Raw genomic sequence first — 17,207 nt, 5'->3', positions numbered from 1 at the left:
CTTGTTTCGCGTCCGCCCGATGAAGCGTCTGCCTCTCTTCGCAGTCCTGCTGTGGCTCTGCATCGCGCTCGGCTCGGCCAACGCTGCGCCGCCTAGCTACCAGGATCTGCAGGCCAATCCAGGTGCGGTGCCGATGCAGCCGACTTGGCAGTTGCGGCCAGTGGATGCGCCAACGCCGCCCTGGAAGGACATCTTCACGTTCACCATCGGCATCGCCCCGGAGCGCATCGAACGCGTGCGTTGGCTGAGTCTGAATCCGGGCCAAGGCAGCGAGCGCGCCCCCGCGTTGTTCGACGCCCTCGACGGGCGCGTGCTTTTTCTTTCACCGACGGCGCGCAGCTTTTGCGATGGCCGCTGGCAGGTCGCATGGCTGGAAAGCATCGGCATCATCGGCGTCGGCACCGCGCTCCAGCCCGCGTTCAAGGTGTGGCTGGTGGAGCAAAAGCCCGAGAGTGGTCCACGGACCACCGTGGGCATCGGGCGCATCGATGCGCAAGGGCAGTGGGCCGTGCCGCCAGTGCGTTGCGACGGCAAGGACACGACATCCATCGACTCTCCCGCCGCTCTTTCCTACCTGATGCCCGACGAATCCGGGTCAGCGGCTTCCGATCTGCAGGTGGACACGGTCTACGCACAGCCCGGCCTGCGCGATGCCGCGGGGCAGTGGCGCACGCCGCCGCCGCCGCGCGACATCGCCACCGCGCAATGGATGGACTATCAGCTGCAGATGCCGACACCCGGCTCCACAGGCTCGGGCCTCATCGACGCGCGAGGCAGGATGGTGATCCCGTTCATCTTCGGCGGGCTGCCCGACGCGACGGCCCAGCGACGCATCCGGCTGTGCACCGCCGTCGGACTCGATCGCCAGCGCAACGCCAGCACGCCGCGCGCGTGCCGCTGGCAACGGCTGCGTGGCAGCAACACCGACGCCGCACTGCGGCCGGCCAAGGACGTGGACACCGGTCGATGGGGTTATCGGAACGCGCAGGGCCAATGGGCGATCGCGCCGCAGTTCCAGGAGGCGCGAGCGTTCCGCCATGGCTACGCCGTCGTCGCGGGCGCGTTCCCCCAGGACTGGCGGCCGCCCGGTTGGCAGGACGAGCGGCCGATCATTCGGCAATTCCATCGCATGGGTCGCCACTGGGTGGCCGAAGCCCTGGTGCGCAATACGTCCACCGCCGGTGCATGGGAGATTCGCTACGGCCTGCTCGACGATGCGGGGCAATGGCTGGCCGTCGTGCCGCAGCCCACGCTGCACGTGACCGTGCCGTTTCCGCCCGGTGGCCGCAGCAGCCACTATGCCGCGATGCTGGCGAGTCACCTGCCCAGGCTGCTGGGACGCGGCGTGCAGGTCGATCATGTGCCGCAAGCCACCGAGGCCGACTACCGCCGGCTGATGACGCAGGGCGGCAACGAGAAGGTCCTGCTCGCGGCGCTGAGGCTGCCGCGCGGAGGGATCGAAGGCGTGCACCAGGGCCCGCCGATCGATGCGCTGATGCAGTCCCTTCGCCCCGTCACGCTGCTGGCGTCGCAGCCGCTGGTGCTGGCCATCGACAGCGCGAGGGCCGACGCACTGGGCATTCACAGCACCGATGACCTGCTCGCCTACGCGCGGGCCCACCCAGGCAGCCTGCGCATCGGCACGGGCGAGGACGGCTGGACCGGTCATCTCGCCTTCGGCCAGTTCCGTGCGCTGAGCGGCGTCGACGTGCAACGCGTGGTCTTCAAGGGCATGTACCCCGACTCGGACGTCATCACGAAGGCGCATGCGGTGGACCTGCTGTTCGCGCCCGTGAACGGCGTGGCGGTTGCGGTGCGGCGCGGCCAGTTGCGCGTGCTCGGCACCACCGCCGATCCGGCGCACCCGCAGAGCTTCGACGGTGTGTCGTGGCCGACGCTGGCCTCGAGCGCGCCCTTGAGCGGCTACGCAACGTACGACCATTTCAGCCTCTGGGCACCGACGAATTCGGATGCCGCGTCCAATCGCACCGTGCAGGAAGCCGTGGCTCAGGTGCTCGCCAGGCCCGAGGTGCGAAAGCAGCTGCAGGACCTTCAGGTGGTCGGCGGAGGCGGTTCGCCCGAGAGCTTGCTGGCGCTGGAGGACGAAGAGCGCGAACGCTGGATGCGTGCGCTGTCCTCGCCGGCGCGTTGATGGCCGCGAACATGCCCTCGCAAACCCGGCCAGCGGCCATCCTCCCCGCAATCACGAAGACCGATAGCGCTCCAGCCAGTGCGCGTAGGGCGCCGGCAGGGTCCAGGCCGCCTTGTCCACGCCGAGCTCGAGCGCGGCGCGGTACGGCCAGTGCGGATTCGCGAGCAGCGGCCGGCCCAGCGTGACCAGGTCGACGGTGCCGCCGGCGACCAGCTCGTCCGCCTGCCGGGGCTCGCTGATGAACCAGCTCGTGGTGGCGGGCAGGCCGGTTTCGCGGCGCACGCGCTGCGCGATCGGCGCCATCAGCGCCGGGCCCCACGGGATCTTCGCGGTGGGCGTCGAGAAGCCGATGCTGACGTCGATGAAGTCGAGGCCGGCCGCCTTGAGCCTGCGCACGAGCTCGATGCCTTCCTCGAGGTCGTCCTGGCCGGCGAACTCGGTCACGCCGAAGCGGGCCGCCAGCGGCAGCCGTTCGGGCCAGACCTCGCGCACGGCGGCGAGCGTCTCGATCAGGAAGCGCGCGCGGCCTTCGAAGTCGCCGCCGTAGGCGTCGGTCCGCTTGTTGGACCAGGTCGAGAAGAAGCTCTGCGCGAGGTAGCCGTGCGCGAAATGCAGCTCGAGCCATTCGAAGCCCGCGTCGAGCGCGCGCCGGGCCGCGGCCACGAAGTCGGCCTTGACGCGCTGGATGTCAGCCAGGGTCATGGCCTCGGGCACCTTCGGCAGGCCGCCGCCGAACGCGACGGCCGAGGGGGCGATGGTCTGCCAGCCGCGCGCGTCGTCGGCGGCGATGTGGTCGTCGCCTTCCCAGGGCCGGTTGGCGCTCGCCTTGCGACCGGCGTGGGCGATCTGGATGCCTGGCACGGCGCCGGCGGCCTTGACCGAGGCGACGATCTTGCGCCATTCGTCGGCCTGCGCGTCGGTCCAGATCCCGGCGCATCCGGGCGTGATGCGGCCCTCGGGCGAGACGGCCGTGGCTTCGGCGATGACCAGGGCCGCGCCACCGCGCGCGAGGCCCGACAGATGGACGTGGTGCCAGTCGTTGACCACGCCGTCGACGGCGGAGTACTGGCACATCGGCGAGACGACCATGCGGTTTTTCAGCGTGACGTCTTTCAGGGTGAAAGGCGAGAAGAGGCTTGACATCGGATCCCCGGTGAACGTGTGAATGACAGGATTCGATAGTACTCTAGTTCGATAAATATCGAACAATAGGACAAATCGCGATCCGTGCTATGGTCGCGCGATGCGCAGCCTCAACCATCCGGCCCTCGACGATGTCTCGCTGACCCAGGTCCTCTATGCCCTGAGCGATCCCGAGCGGCTGCGCGTGGTGCACGAGCTGGCCGGTTGCGGCGAGGCCAGCTGTGCCGCGCTGGGCGGAGGCCGGGCGAAATCGAGCATGTCGCATCACTTCCGGGTGCTGCGCGAGGCGGGCATCGTGCGCACGCGCACCGACGGCCCCGCGCATGTGAACGAGCTGCGCCGCAAGGAAGTGGACAAGCGCTTTCCCGGCCTGCTGAAGGCCGTGCTCGCGGCCCAGGAGCCGGCCGCGAAGCAGGGTTGAGGGCGCTGCCTCAGACCCGCTCGAAGCTCTGCACCTGCTTCGAGACCACCCAGTCCGTCGTCAGGCTGTTGAAGCTCTGGAAGTGCGCGCTCGCCAGATGCGCGTCGAAGGCCGCGCGGTCGTCGTAGACCTCGTAGAGGAAGACATGGCCCGCGTCCTCGGGCGCCACGCAGACGTCGAACTGCCGGCAGCCGGGCTCGTGCTCGACCGAGCGCGAGGCGTTGGCCTTGATCTCGCGGAGGAAGTCTTCCCGGTGTTCGGGGGCGATGTGGAAGTGGACGGTGACGATGTGCATGGCGAATGGATTCTCGATGGATCAGAAGACCGGCCGCAGATGCGCATCGGCCGCAGGCTCGAAGTCGCTCATGCGGATGCGCCGGCCGCTGCGGTGGGATTGGTAGACGGCTTCCTGGATGCGCAGATTCTGCAGATAGTCCGAGGCGTTGTTCTCGGGCGCGATGCCGCGCTCCAACGCGTCGAGCACATGGGCCTGCAGGGCGGCCACCGCGCCGCCGCCGAATTCGCTGGACGGCCCGCTGTCGTAGGCGAGTTCGGCCTCGGGCTCGCCATGCGGCTTGAGCCACAGGCGCGCATCGCCATCGAGCCGCAGCACGCCGCCTTCGCCCTCGAGCCACATCTCGCCCATGGTGCGGCGCTGGTTCGCGGCCGGGTGTTCGTTGAGGCGATTGCCGTCGATGAGGCCGATGGCATCGCCGGCGAAGCCCAGTTCGATCGTGGCGGCATCCTCGCCCTGGATCGCGGGGTTGAGGCGCCGCAGCCGCGCCGAGACATCGGCCACCTCGCCGAGCAGGAAGCGGAAGCTGTCGATCAGGTGGATGGCGGTCTCGGCCACGAGCAGCCGCGGCATCTGCTGGAAGTAGGGCTGCCGGTCGAGGTAGGCGCGTGGCCCCTGTCCGTCACCGGGCCGAAGCCGGAAGCTCGCGCCGTGCAGGCGGCCCAGCCGTCCCGTGTCGATCAGCCGCCGGGCCTCGCGGAACCAGGGCATGAAGCGGAAGTTCTCGTGCACGACCAAGGGCACGCCGGCTCGCGCGAAGCGTTCGCTCTGCTCGCGTGCCTGCGCGTAGTCGGTGCAGAAGGGTTTCTGGCAGATGGTCGCGATGCCATGCGAGAGCGCCTGCGGCAGCAGCGTCGCATGGCTGGCCGGCGGCGACACGATGTCCAGCAGCGTGGGCGCCGTGGCGTCGAGCATCTCGTCGAGGCGCGAGAAGGCGCGCGGCACGCCGAAGCCGCGGGCGGCCTCGGCCGCGCGCTCGGGCTGCGCATCGCAGAGCCCGACGAGCTCGACACCGGGCAGCGCCTGCCATGCGCGCAGATGGAACTGGCTGAAGTAGCCGGCGCCGACCACTGCAACCCGGTGGCGTGTGCCGCCGCGCGCCTCAGGCATGGCGCAACTGCTCCAGCACCGCCTCGGTGATCGCGCGCGTGCCGTCGCCGCCGCCGAACTCGAAGGGCAGCACGCTGCCGCCGGCGAACACGGCCTCGACGGCCTGCTCGATGCCGCGTGCCGCGTCGCCCAGGCGCGCGTCGCCATGCCGCTCGGCCAGCCAGTCGAGCATCATCGCGGCCGACAGGATCATGGCCGTGGGATTGGCCTTGCCCTGGCCCGCGATGTCGGGCGCGGTGCCGTGCGCGGGCTGGAACAGCCCATGCCGCTCGCCGAGGTCGGCCGAGGGCGCCATGCCCATGCCGCCCACCAGCGCGGCGATCAGGTCCGAGAGGATGTCGCCGAACATGTTCTCGGTCACCAGCACGTCGTAGCTCCACGGCTTGAGCACGAGGTTCAGCGCCATCGCATCGACATAGGCGCTGTCGGCACCGATCGCCGGGTGCCGCGACGCGACGTCCTCGAACACCTCGCGGAAGAAGGCCATCGACTCGAAGACATTGGCCTTGTCGACGTTGGTGACCCGGCCCGCGCGGCCCAGCCGCTCGGCGCGCCGCTGCGCGAGCTCGAAGGCGAACGCGCAGATGCGGTCGGTGCCGTGGCGCGTGATGCGCATGGTGTCGAAGACCTCGACGGTGCGGCCTTGCGCATCGCGGCGCGCATCGCCGCGCCCGCGCGCATAGAACAGGCCCTCGGTGTTCTCGCGCACCAGCACCAGGTCGATCTGCTGCGCGCGCGGGTCCGACAGCGGCGTGCGCAGTCCGCGGAAGGTACGGATCGGCCGCACGCCCGCGTAGAGGTCGAAGTGGAAGCGCAGGTCGAGCTGCGGAATGACCTCGGTGCCGTCGCTGCCGCGCACGTGCGGCAGGCCCATGGCGCCGAACAGGATCGCGTCGGCGCGTTCGCACACGGCCAGGGTCTCGTCGGGCAGCGCGACGCCGCTGTCGAGGTAGTGCTGGGCGCCCGCGGGGCGGGTGTCGAGCTCGAAGCCGATGCCGGCCCTGGCGCCCGCCGCATGCAGCACCTGGGCCGCCGCGTCCATGACTTCGCGGCCGATGCCGTCGCCGGGCAGCACGGCGATGTGGTGGCTGGCCTTCATGCCGCACCCCCGGTGATTTCCTTGAGCTTGCCGAAGAAGGCCTTCTTGCGCGCCGAGCCGATGCGCCAGTCCACCGGCAGCGACTGGAAGCCGTCCTCGAGCTTCTCGCGCGAGCGCCGGTAGTCGAAGTAGCCCCAGCCCGCATAGCCCTCGACGGCCGCGAGCAGGTGGTTGTCCTCGTGCTCGAAATCGAAGTGGTCGTCCTCGTTGTAGAAGATCGGCTGGCCGCGGTAGGCGGGCGAGTTGCGCAGGCGCAGCAGCTGCAGCCGGATGCCGTCGGGGTTCGACTGCTCGCGTCCCGCGAGGCCGTTGACGTGGTTGCCGTGCGGCAGCAGGAAGTCGCTCGCGCCGATGATGTTGTGCGCGTCGGTGCGCGGCTTCAAGAGGCTCGCGCCCACCAGCAGCCGGCCGGCCGGCGTGTCGAGCCGCCCTTCGGAGCGCCGCTGTGCCTGTTCGATCAGCTCGTGGCAGCGCGGCGCCTCGATGATGCGGTGGTGGTAGACGGTGTGATCGATCTCGTTGCCGATCTCCAGCAGCACGTTGCGTGCACCTTGCGTCGCCAGCCAGTCCACGCTCTGGTCGACCGCGCGGCGCACCGCCTGCTCGTCGGCCAGGTGGCGCGTGGCGGGGCCGTAGAACAGGCCGAGCACGACCACCATGCCGAGCCGGTCGGTGGCCTCGAGCACGCGCCGCAGCCGCTCGGCCCACGCGGCCTTGAGCGTGCCGTCGGCCTCGAAGGCGCTGATGGTCCAGGGCTGGATCTGCGAGTAGCCGTGCGGGCTGCCGCCCTGCAGGTTGAGGCACACGCCCAGCAGGCCGTGCGCGCGGTACTCGGGCAGCGCCTCGCAGAACTCGCGCGTGTTGCGATCGGCGTCCCACGGACCGTCGCGGTAGGCCCAGACGCCGCGCGTGCTCGGGTTCTCGTCGTCGGCGATGGCGTTGGCCATGCGGCTGTTGAACAGCAGGCCCTGGATCTTCTGGTCCTTCCAGCGGCGGCCCTCGTAGGTCGGCCGGCCATTGATGAGGATCTGGTCGCCCTGGATCGAAACGGTGGTGTCGCTCATGCTCTCTTTCAGTCTGCGGTGATGCCCGCGGTTCGGATGACCTCGCCCCAGACGGCGCTCTCGTCCTTGATGCGCTGCGTGACGGTCTCGGGCGAAGCCCATTTGGCGACCGCGCCGCGCTCGGCCATGAAGTCGGTCCAGTCCTTCTTGTCGACCACGCTCCTGGCGGCGGTGCGCAGCTTCTGCAGCACCTGCGGCGGCGTCCTGGCCGGTGCCAGCAGCGCCTGCCAGCCGATGGCCAGCAGCTTGGGGAAGCCGGCCTCGGCGGTGGTCGGCACATCGGGCAGGTAGGACACGCGCTGCGGTCCCGTGACGGCCAGCACGCGCAGCTTGCCGCTCTCGACCTGGCCCTTGACCTGGCTCACGTTGTCGATCATCAGGTGCATGCGGCCCGCGAGCATGTCCTGGATCGCCGGGCCGGTGCCCTTGTAGGGCACGTGCACCATCTGCAGCGACTCTTCCTTCTTGAAGAGCTCGAACACGATGTGGGCCAGCGTGCCGACGCCGCCCGAGGCGAAGTTCATCTCGGTCTTGGGCGCGCGCGCCAGCGCCACGAATTCCTTGAGCGTCTTCACTCCCAGCGAGGCCGGCACGATGACCGCCTGCGGCGTCTCGGTGATGCCGGTGATCGGCGTGAACTCCTCGAGGTAGTTGGGCACGCCCGACTTGTAGAGGAAGGGGTTGTTGGTCGCCATTGCCGAGTTCATCTGCAGCAGCGTGTAGCCGTCGGCGGGCACGCCGGTGGCGACGTACATCGCGGCCAGGTTGCCGTTGGCACCGGCCTTGTTCTCCACGATCGTGGCCTGGCCCAGCGCCTCGCCGAGCCGCTGCGCGAGCGGGCGCGCCACCAGGTCGACGCCGCCGCCGGCCGAGAAGCCCACGACGATGCGCACGGGGCGCGAGGGATAGTCGTTCTGCGCGAAGGCTCGCGGCCCCAGTGTCGCGGCCAGGGGCGCGGCGGCGCCCGCACGGATGAAAGTCCTGCGTTTCAAGTCTGTCTCCTGTCGATTTTTGGATGGGGCCCTGCATGGCGCCCCCGGGGTGCATCAGAGATGCTGGAAGCGGTAGTGCTCGAAGATGGCCAGCAGCTCGCGGCTCGCGCGCCGGCGGTGCTCGAGGTTCACGCGGGCTGCGCCTTCGGCGTCGCCCTCGCGGATGCGCTCGACCAGTTCCATGTGTTCCTGCGTCGAGTTGTGGGGCACGGGCCGCAGCCGCAGCGAGACCATGCGCGCGCGGTGCGCGCGATCCCAGTGGTTGAAGACCGCGTCGGCCAGCAGCTTGTTGCCGGCCATGGTCACGAGCTGCGCATGGAAGGACTCGTCGGCCCGCGCCCAGGCGTCGAGGTCGTTGGCCTGCAGCGCGGCGGCCATGGTCTCGGTGGCCTCGACCAGCGGCTGCAGCTCGGCCGCGTCGGGCTTCCTGCGCGCCAGGTTCTCGGCGGCGGCGCTCTCGAGCGCGCCGAGGATCTCGTAGATCTCGCGCATGGCCGTCGGCGACACCGGCAGCACGCGCATGCCGCGGCGCGGGATCACCTCGATCAGGCCTTCGCCATGCAGCCGCATCAGCGCTTCGTGCACCGGCGTGCGGCTCATGCAGAGCTGCAGCGCGATCTCCTGCTCCATCGCCTGGTAGCCGGGCGCCCAGACGTTGTCGAGGATGCGGCGGCGTATCGCCTGGTAGGCGCCATCGACGAGCGTGGTGGTGTCGGCGCCCGCGGCGGTGGTGGAGGGCTTGGTGTTCATGCGTGGTTCCAGTGAAGGGGCGGCAGGCCGGCGACCGGCATGCGCACGGTGGCCAGCGTGTCGCCGAGCAGGCAGCCCAGGTAGCCGGTGCGCAGGTCGGGCCCGCCGAAGGCGAGGCTGGAGATGTTGCGCAGCGTGTGGCCGTGCACGGTGTCGAGATGCTCGCGGCCCATGCGGTGCTGTTGGAAGGCGTCTTCCACCGCGTCGAGGCGCGCCGGGTCGGCGTCTTCGAGCAGCACCGACTGCGCGCCGTCGCGGCCGACGCGGATCAGGCGGTTGCTCACGATGCTCGTGATCCAGAAGTCGCCATCGACGTCCTGCGCCAGGCCGTCGGGAAAGGTGCCGGCGCCGAAGCGGGCCACGGTCTCGCGCGCGCCCAGCGAACCACCGGGCCGGATCGCGAAGCGAGAGAGCCGGCGGCCGAAGGTCTCGTTGACGTAGAGAAAGGCGCCGTCGCGGTCGACCAGGCACTCGTTGGTGTAGCCCAGGCCGTCGGCCACGATGCGCGCGCCGCGCGCGTCGACCAGCATCACGAAGCCATCCGCCACATCGTGGCGATAACCGAGCGCGTGCGGCGTCTGCCGCGTGCTGACCGTGATCCAGAGCCGGCCCTGTGCATCGGGCAGCACGAAGTTGGTCGGCGGCAGGTCGAGGCCGTCGACCGTGCGCAGCAGCGGTTGCACCCGGCCGTCGCGCTCGAGCGCGAACACGCCGCCGGTCTGCGCGCCCAGGTGGGCGATCAGGAAGCTGCCGTCGGCGCGCAGCGCGATGCCGTTGGGCTTGAGGACCTCGCCGTCGATCTCGTGGCCGAGGTAGGTGGTCTGGGTGCCGTCGGGGTGGATGCGCGTCACGCCGCCGCGCCAGTCGGCGCAGTAGAGATCGCCAGCGCGCGTGGCCAGCACGCACTCGGGGCGGTGCAGGCCGGTGCCGGTCCAGGCGGCGCCGGCGGGGGAGAGGCGCGGGATGTCAGGTGGTGGGGTGCTCATGCATTTATTAATGTATGCATTGATGCACGCGTCACTATCTGGGGTAAACCCGGGGCACGCGCATGCGCCCGAAGTCACGAAGCGGGTCGATGAGGCTGGAGAGCCGCGTGGGCTCGAGGGGGGAGTGCCCGCTCAGGGCGTCTTGCCGCGACCGGATTTCCTGGCGCCCTCGGCCCGCGCCGCGGGCGCCGAAGCCTGGCTGGCCTGCAACTGCTCCACCCACAGCAAGGTGTCGACGTAGGTCATGAAGCGGTTGAGGTACTCGGGCGAAAGGTCGCGCATGAGGATCAGCGCGCGGTGCACGAGATGGTGCGAATTGAGCGGACCCGCGTTCTCGGGCATCTTCGCGAGCGACTGCGTGAGCCGGCGATCGGCGCTCAGGCGCGACCAGGTGCCGCGGAAGTAGCGCATGGTCTTGAGTTCGGCGGGTGCGGCGGCGGCGGACGGTGCGGGGCTCGCTGAAGTGGCGCGAGCCGGCACGGCACCACCGCTGGGTGCCGGTGCTTCCTCGGACAGCGGCGACTGGCGCGCGATGTGCTCGACGAGTTCGGCGAGCGCGCTGCGTGGCAATGGCCGGGCCGCCGCGGCCGGCGCCTGCGGCACCGCCTTCTCGAAGTCCTCGCCATACGCGCTCAGCAATTGCCGCAGCCGCTCGTCGAGCAGCCGCCTGGCCTCGCCACGCTGCGCCGCGGTGCGTTTCGCGAGCGTCTCGATGAAATGCAGCCGCACGGGATCGAAGCGCTCGGCCCCGCGCGCGCGCCAGGCCGCGACGACCGCGAGCGGGTCGTCGTTCGCGTCGATGGGCGCGTCGTTACTCACGGGCCTTCGCTGCAGTGCCGGTGGTGCTCGCCGCATACGACGGCCGCGGCGTCGGCGCCATCTCCACGCGCCGGTTCTTCGCGCGGCCATCGGCATCGGCATTCGAGGCCACGGCCTGTTCGGCGCCGAAGGCCGCGGCGAACACCGCGGACGAGGGCACGCCTTCCTCGATCAGCGTGCGCGTCACGGTCAGCGCGCGCTGGGCCGAGAGCTCCCAGTTGTCGGCGAACAGGCGCGCGCCCTCGCGCATCTGGCGGTTGTCGGTGAAGCCGCTCACCATCAGGATCTCGTCGCGCGAACGCAGGTAGGTGGCCAGCGGCGCCGCGAGGCTGCGCAGCACCTGCCGGCCCTCGGGCTGCAGGTCGGCGGAGTTGAAGGCGAACAGCACGCTGCCGCTGATGCCGATGCGCCCGTTGTTGAGCGTGACGCGGCCCGCGGCCAGCGGCCCGGCCAGCGCCTTCTCGAGCGCCTCCCGGCGCTGCGCCTCGGCCTGGCGCTGCTTGACCTCGGATTCGAGCCTGGCCGCGAGGTCGAGCTGCATGCCGATCGCGCAGACCAGGATCAGCACGAAGGCGCCGAGCAGGCCCGACATCAGGTCGCCGAAGACGGCCCAGACCGGCACGCTGGTGTCGAGGCCGGCGTCGTCGATGTCCATGTCCTGGCGCATCACGCCTCGCTGGCCACGGCGGCGGGCTGCCGGCTGGCGATCTGCTGCAGGTCTTCGACGATCTGCTTCTGCGACATGATGCTGAGGTCGATGACCTCGCGCGCCTGCGCCACGTAGTAGGCCAGCTGTTCGTCGCTGCGCGCCATCGACTTGCCGAGCGCGCCTTCCACGCGCTGCAGGTGCGCCACCAGCTTGTCGTTCGATTCGCCGAAGCGCTGCACCGCGAAGCCGAAGGTCTCGCCGAGGCTCGCGACCTCGACCGCGCTGCCCGTGACCTGCGCGGCCACCTCGGCCATCTTGCCGGTCTGCGTCTCCACCTGTTCGGCGAAGCGGCTGCCCGCGCGTTCCATGGCCTCGGCCGAGGCCGCCACCAGCGCGTCGACCGCGCTGCGCTGCTCGGTCGACGCATGGTTGACCGCGTCGAGCAGCGTGCCCAGCGTCTCGAGCAGGCGGTTGCGCTCCTCGAGCATCGCGTTGTCGCGCGCCATGCTGTCCGACAGCTTCTGGCGCAGTTCCGACACCACCTCGGCGGCGGCGCGCGGCGCTTCGGCGGCGGCCTGCAGCAACTGCGCGATCTCGGTGACGGTGCGCTTGGCATGCGCCTCGTTCTGCGACGACATCTCGCCGGCGGTCTTCGTCAGCGCATCGAGCAACTGGCGCTGCTGGTCGGCGCTGTGCGCACCGGCCTGCCGCCATTCACGCTGCAGCGAGGCGGCCATGGACTCGAGCGAACCGGTCCAGGCGGCGAGGCGCTGTTCGTCGCGCGACGAGAGGTCGACCTGCGTCTCGAGCAGCTTCTGTTGATGGTTCAGCGCATGGGCGCCGGCCTGTTGCCATTCCTGCCGCAGCGACGCAGCCATGGCCTCGAGCGAGCCGGTGAAGGCCGCGAGGCGCTCCTCGTCGCGCGCGGCGAGGTCGGCTTGCGTTGCGAGCAGCTTCTGCTGATGGCCCAGCACATGGCTGCCCGCCTGTTGCCATTCCTGCTGCAGCGACGCGGCCATCGCCGCGAGCGAGCGGGTCCAGGCCGACAGCCGTTCCTCGTCGCGCGATGAGAGATCGGCCTGGGTGTCGAGCAGCCTCTGCTGATGGACCAGCGCCTGCGCGCCGGCCTGCTGCCATTCCTTCTGCAGGGCCGCGCCCATCGAGGTCAGCGATTCGGTCCAGGCCGCGAGGCGCTGTTCGTCGCGCGCGGCCAGCGCGGCCTGCAGCTCGCCCTGCGCGTCGCCCACGGTGCGCAGCAGCAAGGCCGCATGCGCCTCGAAAGCCGTGGCGGCGGCCGACAGCGCCTGTTGCGCGTCGCCCGAGAGCCTGTCGCTCGTCTCCTGATGCCGCGCCAGCGCCTGTTGCCAGGTGTCGGACACCTTGCCGACCGTGGTCTCGAGACGCGTCGACACGCCATCGACCAGCGCGGTCGAGCGCTGCTCGAAGCTCTGCGCGAAGCCTTCGAGCGAACCTCGCAGGTCGCTCGACAGCGCCTCGCTGGTGCGCTGGTGCGCGGCGAGCGCGCCCTGCCAGGTGTCGGCCACGCGGCCGGTGCTGGCCTCGAAGCGCGACGACAGGCCTTCGAGCTGCTGCTGCACCGTCTGCGCGATGCTGCCGTGCAGCGAGGCGGTCTCGCGCGCGATGCCGGCCATGGTGGCCTCGACCACCGGCTGGATCGCGGCGCCGGCGACGCGGGCGCTCTCGATCAGGCTGTGCTTGAGCGACTGGTCGACCGAGCTCGCGAGGCCGGCGTAGACCGCCTCGGCCTTGCCGTGGAACTCGGCCTGGTTGCCGATCAGGCGCTCGCTGAGCACCTGGGTCTGGCGCTCCATCGCGCCCATCATGGCCTGCAGCTGGCCGACCAGCTCGGGCATCAGGTCGGCCTGGCGCTGCAGCAGCTTGAAGGATTCGTCGCGCCGGTGCGCCTGCGAGTGCACGCGCAGGGTGCTCGCGATCTTCGCGTCGAGCGCCTGCGAGGCCTGCAGCCGCTCGCGCCGGTACAGCGCCGACACCAGGCCCAGCGCCGCCGAGGCCGCCACGCCGGCCACCGAGGTGCCGAAGGCGAGGCCCAGGCCGCGCACCGGGGCCGAGAGCGATTCGCGGATCGCCTCGAGGTCGGTCGCGCCCTGCAGCGCCGCGCCGGTGCCGTTGAGCGTGACCACCATGCCGAGGAAGGTGCCGAGCATGCCCAGCAGCACCAGCAGGCCCGCGAGGTAGGGCGCCAGCGCCGGCCCGGGCAGGCCCACGCGTTCGCCCTCGACGCGCAGGCGCACCGCGTTGCGCAGCGAGGGATGCAGCGAGGCGAGCCAGTCGCCGAGGCTGGCCGGGGGCTCGGACAGCGCGTTCGTCGCCTGCACCAGCGAGCCCGTGGCCTGCTGGAAGCGGTGCAGTTCGAGCCCGCCCATCAGGTAGAACGCGGCCACGAGCCCGGTGACGGCCAGCGCCAGCGTGTTCGTGCCGATGTAGCCGGCGCCGACCCAGCCGACGACGGCCAGGCCCGCGACGAACACGGCGTGATGGAGAAATCGGGTCATGTGTATCCAGTCAGCCCTTGTGACCGGCGCGCAGGGCTTCGAGCAGCCCGTCGACCGGTTGAAATCGAAAGTCCAGTTCGGCCTGCAGCACGTCCTGGATGTCCTTGCGGAAGACCGCGAGCCAGTCGGCATGGCCGCCGGCGGCATTGTCTTCCGCGCCCGTTTCTTCGTCCTGGCGGGCCTTGCGCAGCCGCGCGAAGCGCTTCTCGAGCGCCGCCGGCACGCTCGCCAGCAGGCTGCGTTCGCGCGCGCCCAGCACCTGTTCCATCACCACGTCGACGGCGGCGAGCCGCGCCATGTCGTGCGAACCGGCCGCGAGCCGCGCGCGCAGCCGGCCGCGCAGCGGGCCGATGGCCGTCTCCATCGCCTGCTGCCGCGCGAGGTAGCGCTGGCGCATCGGCGCGAAGTCGGGCGGCGTCTCGGCGTCGGCGGTGGCCGCGGCCGCGCGTGCCTTGGCGGGCGCGAAGCTGCTGTCCTCGGCGATCGCCTGGGCCAGCGCGGCGCGCACGCGCGCGCATTCGCTTTCATCGGCGCGCACCGAGCCCCGCGGGGCCGGCGGCAGGCTGGCCGGCGTGCCGTTGAGGGCGGCCGACAGCGAGATCGCGTCGGTCCAGCCGAACCATTGGCTCAGCCGGTCCGCCGAAGCCTGTTCGGATTCGCGGATGTCGCCATCGGTCAGTCGGGAGAGCAAGCGGACGAGCGCCGAACCGTTGAAACCAGTGCGCTGTGGAACGTGCGCCATGCCAGAGTCGGAAAAACCCGGCAGTCTACACCGCCGACCCTCGGGGGGATCCAGGGGCCGGGCCCGCTGGCAGTGGCGCGGACGGCGTTTCGCCAGGGGCGGCGCGGGCCAGCGACCGGGGCACGAATTTGTATCGAAATCCAACCCACCCGCGCCGGGCCCGGCGCTCAGGCCGGGGGCTTGGGCAGCGCGTGTGCGAGCAGCGCCACGGCCGCCTCGACCGGGCGGTCCACCGCCAGGCCTTCGGCCCAATCGAAGCGCAGCCCTTCGAAGGCCGCGCCGCCGGGCACCAGCCGCCTTGCGCCGGCCGCGCGCGCGCGGGCCGACAGCTCGCGCACCTGGGCGCGGAAGCGCCCGGGATCGGCCCGCAGCGCCGCGCCGTCGCCGTCGAGCGCGAACACGCCCGCCAGCAGGTGCGCCGCGCCGCCGGCCGCCACGCAGTCGGTCAGGATCGGCACCCAGGCCGCGCCCGCCGTGAGGATCGCGAAGCGCTCGCCGCGTTGCCGCGCGGCTAGGATGGCGGCCTCCGCCAGGCCGGTCACGGGCACGCCGGCGCGCTCGCGCAACACCGCCAGCCCGGGGTCGCCGAAGCAGGCCAGCAGGATGGCGTCGGCGCGCGGCGCCTCGGCCAGCAGCGCCGGCATCGCGGCCGCGGCCGCGTCGTAGCTCGGGCGGTCCTTGATCACCGGCGGGCCGGCGGAAGCGGTCCAGCCGATGGCCCGCAGGGCCGGCGGCAGCAGCGCGCGGGCGGCCGAGACCACGGCCTCGGTCATCGCCTGGCTGGTGTTCGGGTTGAGCACCAGCAGCGAGGCGTCGCTCATCGGCCTTCGTCCGTGGACTGCGCGGCGCGCTGCCCGGCCCACATGCGCAGCAGCACGCCCACCACGTCCTGCGAGGGCGCGGCCGCGCCGGGTCGCAGCCGGGTCTCGACCAGCGACAGGTGCGAGCGCATCGCGCGCGCGGCACCGCCGCCGTCGCCCTTGAGCAGCGAGGTGAAGATGTCGCGATGCTCGTCGCAGGCGCACTGCGCCGAATGCGGCGCCTCGTACATCGCCACCAGCATCGAGGTGCGGCTCACCAACTCCTGCATCTGCTGCAGGATGAAGGTGTTGCCCGTGGCCTCGGCCAGGATCATGTGGAAGTCGGCCGACAGCCGCACCGAGGTGGCGCGGTCGCCCTCGGCCAGCGCGGCCTGCTCGCGCTCCATGTGCTCGCCGAGGCGGCGCAGCGCCTCGGCACCCGCGTTCTGCGCCAGGTGGGCGACGATGCCGCCCTCGAGGATGCGGCGCGCGTCGTAGATCGAGCGCGCCTGCTCGAGCGAGGGCGCGGCCACGAAGGCGCCACGGTTCGGGATCATCTCGATCAGCCGGTTGGTGCCCAGCCGCAGCAATATCTTGCGGATGCGCTCGCGGCTCACGCCGAAGACCTCGGCCAGCGCGGTCTCGCGCAGCGGCGCGCCGGGCGCCAGCGCGCCGGCCAGCAGCGCGCGCGAGAGCGTGTCGTAGACCGCGTCCTCGCGTTCCTTCATGCGGCCGTGCCCTCGTCGGTGTGCGCCAGCCAGTGGCGGGCGATGCGTTCGCGGCTGGTCACCCAGGCGCCGCCCTTGTCGTGGAGGTGGCGCAGGATGCGCTCGAGCGCGCCGATGCGCCCCGGCCGGCCGATCATGCGCAGGTGCAGGCCCACCGACAGCATGCGCGGCGCGTGGCCGCCCTCGCGCCACAGCCAGTCGTAGGCGGCACACACGTAGTCGGCGAAGGCGTCGCCGGTATCGAAGCGCTGGGTGTTCTGGAACTGCATGTCGTTGGTGTCGAAAGCATAGGGCAGCACGAGGTGCGGCCGGCCGTCGACCGCCACGCGGTAGGGCGTGTCGTCGTTGTAGGCGTCGCTGTCGTAGAGGAAGCCGCGCTCCACCAGCAGGCGGCGCGTGTGCGGGCTCGGGTTGGAGCGCGTGTGCCAGCCCACGGGGCGGCGCCCGGTGGCGGCCTCGATCGCGGTGCAGCAGCGGTCGATGGCCAGCCGCTCCTCGTCGAGCGTGAGGTCGATGCCGCGCTCCCAGCGCCAGCCGTGCGCCGAGACCTCGTGGCCGGCCTGCGATGCGTGCCGCGCCAGCCACGGCGAGCGCTCCACCGCGCGGCCGCAGGCGCTGAGCGTGAAGTGCCCGCCATGCTGCTCGAACAGGTCGGCGATGCGCCAGTAGGCCACGCGCGTGCCGTACTCGAAGTGGCTGTCGATGCAGCGGTCGGGCACCGGCTGGCCGTCGATCACCTCGTAGATGGCCTCGTTGCGGCTGTCGCCGTCGGTCATGGAGAACTCCGCGCCCTCCTCGAAGTTGACGACGAAGGAGACGGCCACGCGCGCCGCCTCGGGCCAGTGCACGGCGGGCAGGTCGCGGCCGTAGCCGATGAAGTCGCGCGTGGAGGGTGGAGTGGAAGCAGGGGATGAATCGGCCAT

Annotated in this window: 17 protein-coding genes; 2 read left to right on the top strand and 15 right to left on the bottom strand. The window is 71.2% G+C overall.

The genetic code is table 11. The features are described from left to right. The first annotated feature begins 19 nt into the window (after positions 1-19). Positions 20-2,152, top strand: a complete 2,133-nt coding sequence (locus AC1HIL_RS34380) for a tripartite tricarboxylate transporter substrate-binding protein (protein WP_296736061.1) — start codon at positions 20-22, stop codon at positions 2,150-2,152. A 51-nt stretch (positions 2,153-2,203) separates the two neighbouring features. On the opposite strand, the gene AC1HIL_RS34375 is transcribed toward AC1HIL_RS34380, so the two are convergent. Further along, positions 2,204-3,295, bottom strand: coding sequence for an NADH:flavin oxidoreductase/NADH oxidase (locus AC1HIL_RS34375; RefSeq protein WP_296736064.1), 1,092 nt, complete (start codon positions 3,293-3,295; stop codon positions 2,204-2,206). Positions 3,296-3,395: 100 nt separating this feature from the next. Between AC1HIL_RS34375 and AC1HIL_RS34370 the strand changes: the two genes are divergently transcribed. Next, positions 3,396-3,716: an ArsR/SmtB family transcription factor gene (locus AC1HIL_RS34370; protein WP_093345369.1), complete on the top strand. Its 321-nt coding sequence runs from the start codon at positions 3,396-3,398 to the stop codon at positions 3,714-3,716. 10 nt (positions 3,717-3,726) lie between these two features. Here AC1HIL_RS34370 and AC1HIL_RS34365 read toward each other — a convergent pair whose 3' ends face one another. The 14 genes from AC1HIL_RS34365 to AC1HIL_RS34300 form a co-directional block, all read right to left on the bottom strand. After that, on the bottom strand, positions 3,727-4,011 hold the full coding sequence (locus AC1HIL_RS34365) for a putative quinol monooxygenase (protein WP_296736069.1): 285 nt from the start codon (positions 4,009-4,011) through the stop codon (positions 3,727-3,729). Between the two features lie 21 nt (positions 4,012-4,032). Then, positions 4,033-5,121: a Gfo/Idh/MocA family protein gene (locus tag AC1HIL_RS34360; protein WP_479669004.1), complete on the bottom strand. Its 1,089-nt coding sequence runs from the start codon at positions 5,119-5,121 to the stop codon at positions 4,033-4,035. Further along, on the bottom strand, positions 5,114-6,220 hold the full coding sequence (locus AC1HIL_RS34355) for an isocitrate/isopropylmalate dehydrogenase family protein (protein ID WP_296736075.1): 1,107 nt from the start codon (positions 6,218-6,220) through the stop codon (positions 5,114-5,116). The genes AC1HIL_RS34360 and AC1HIL_RS34355 overlap by 8 nt, the downstream gene beginning before the upstream one ends. Beyond that, the gene (locus AC1HIL_RS34350; protein ID WP_296736077.1) at positions 6,217-7,284 is read right to left on the bottom strand and encodes a hypothetical protein; all 1,068 of its coding nucleotides are present in this window, start codon (positions 7,282-7,284) and stop codon (positions 6,217-6,219) included. Before AC1HIL_RS34350 ends, AC1HIL_RS34355 begins: the two co-directional genes overlap by 4 nt. A gap of 8 nt (positions 7,285-7,292) precedes the next feature. Then, positions 7,293-8,276 carry a Bug family tripartite tricarboxylate transporter substrate binding protein gene (locus AC1HIL_RS34345; RefSeq protein ID WP_296736081.1) on the bottom strand — a complete coding sequence of 328 codons (984 nt, stop codon included), beginning with the start codon at positions 8,274-8,276 and terminating at the stop codon, positions 7,293-7,295. A 54-nt stretch (positions 8,277-8,330) separates the two neighbouring features. Next, positions 8,331-9,026, bottom strand: coding sequence for a GntR family transcriptional regulator (locus tag AC1HIL_RS34340; RefSeq protein ID WP_479669006.1), 696 nt, complete (start codon positions 9,024-9,026; stop codon positions 8,331-8,333). Beyond that, positions 9,023-10,012, bottom strand: coding sequence for an SMP-30/gluconolactonase/LRE family protein (locus AC1HIL_RS34335; protein WP_479669007.1), 990 nt, complete (start codon positions 10,010-10,012; stop codon positions 9,023-9,025). Before AC1HIL_RS34335 ends, AC1HIL_RS34340 begins: the two co-directional genes overlap by 4 nt. Positions 10,013-10,144: 132 nt before the next feature. Next, the gene (locus AC1HIL_RS34330) at positions 10,145-10,831 is read right to left on the bottom strand and encodes a DUF2894 domain-containing protein (RefSeq protein ID WP_479669008.1); all 687 of its coding nucleotides are present in this window, start codon (positions 10,829-10,831) and stop codon (positions 10,145-10,147) included. Then, complete coding sequence (locus AC1HIL_RS34325) at positions 10,824-11,498, bottom strand: OmpA family protein (protein ID WP_413765235.1); 675 nt, start codon at positions 11,496-11,498, stop codon at positions 10,824-10,826. The genes AC1HIL_RS34330 and AC1HIL_RS34325 overlap by 8 nt, the downstream gene beginning before the upstream one ends. Then, positions 11,498-14,014, bottom strand: coding sequence for a DUF802 domain-containing protein (locus tag AC1HIL_RS34320; RefSeq protein ID WP_479669009.1), 2,517 nt, complete (start codon positions 14,012-14,014; stop codon positions 11,498-11,500). The genes AC1HIL_RS34325 and AC1HIL_RS34320 overlap by 1 nt, the downstream gene beginning before the upstream one ends. A 10-nt stretch (positions 14,015-14,024) precedes the next feature. Beyond that, positions 14,025-14,756 carry a DUF3348 domain-containing protein gene (locus tag AC1HIL_RS34315; protein ID WP_296736100.1) on the bottom strand — a complete coding sequence of 244 codons (732 nt, stop codon included), beginning with the start codon at positions 14,754-14,756 and terminating at the stop codon, positions 14,025-14,027. A 167-nt stretch (positions 14,757-14,923) separates the two neighbouring features. Continuing rightward, positions 14,924-15,577, bottom strand: a complete 654-nt coding sequence (locus AC1HIL_RS34310) for an aspartate/glutamate racemase family protein (protein WP_479669010.1) — start codon at positions 15,575-15,577, stop codon at positions 14,924-14,926. After that, complete coding sequence (locus AC1HIL_RS34305) at positions 15,574-16,284, bottom strand: GntR family transcriptional regulator (protein ID WP_057590138.1); 711 nt, start codon at positions 16,282-16,284, stop codon at positions 15,574-15,576. The genes AC1HIL_RS34310 and AC1HIL_RS34305 overlap by 4 nt, the downstream gene beginning before the upstream one ends. Beyond that, complete coding sequence (locus AC1HIL_RS34300; RefSeq protein ID WP_296742424.1) at positions 16,281-17,207, bottom strand: polysaccharide deacetylase family protein; 927 nt, start codon at positions 17,205-17,207, stop codon at positions 16,281-16,283. Before AC1HIL_RS34300 ends, AC1HIL_RS34305 begins: the two co-directional genes overlap by 4 nt.

The organism is Variovorax sp. ISS6 (genome assembly GCF_056523145.1).
This window is presented reverse-complemented; position numbering and strand designations above follow the sequence as displayed.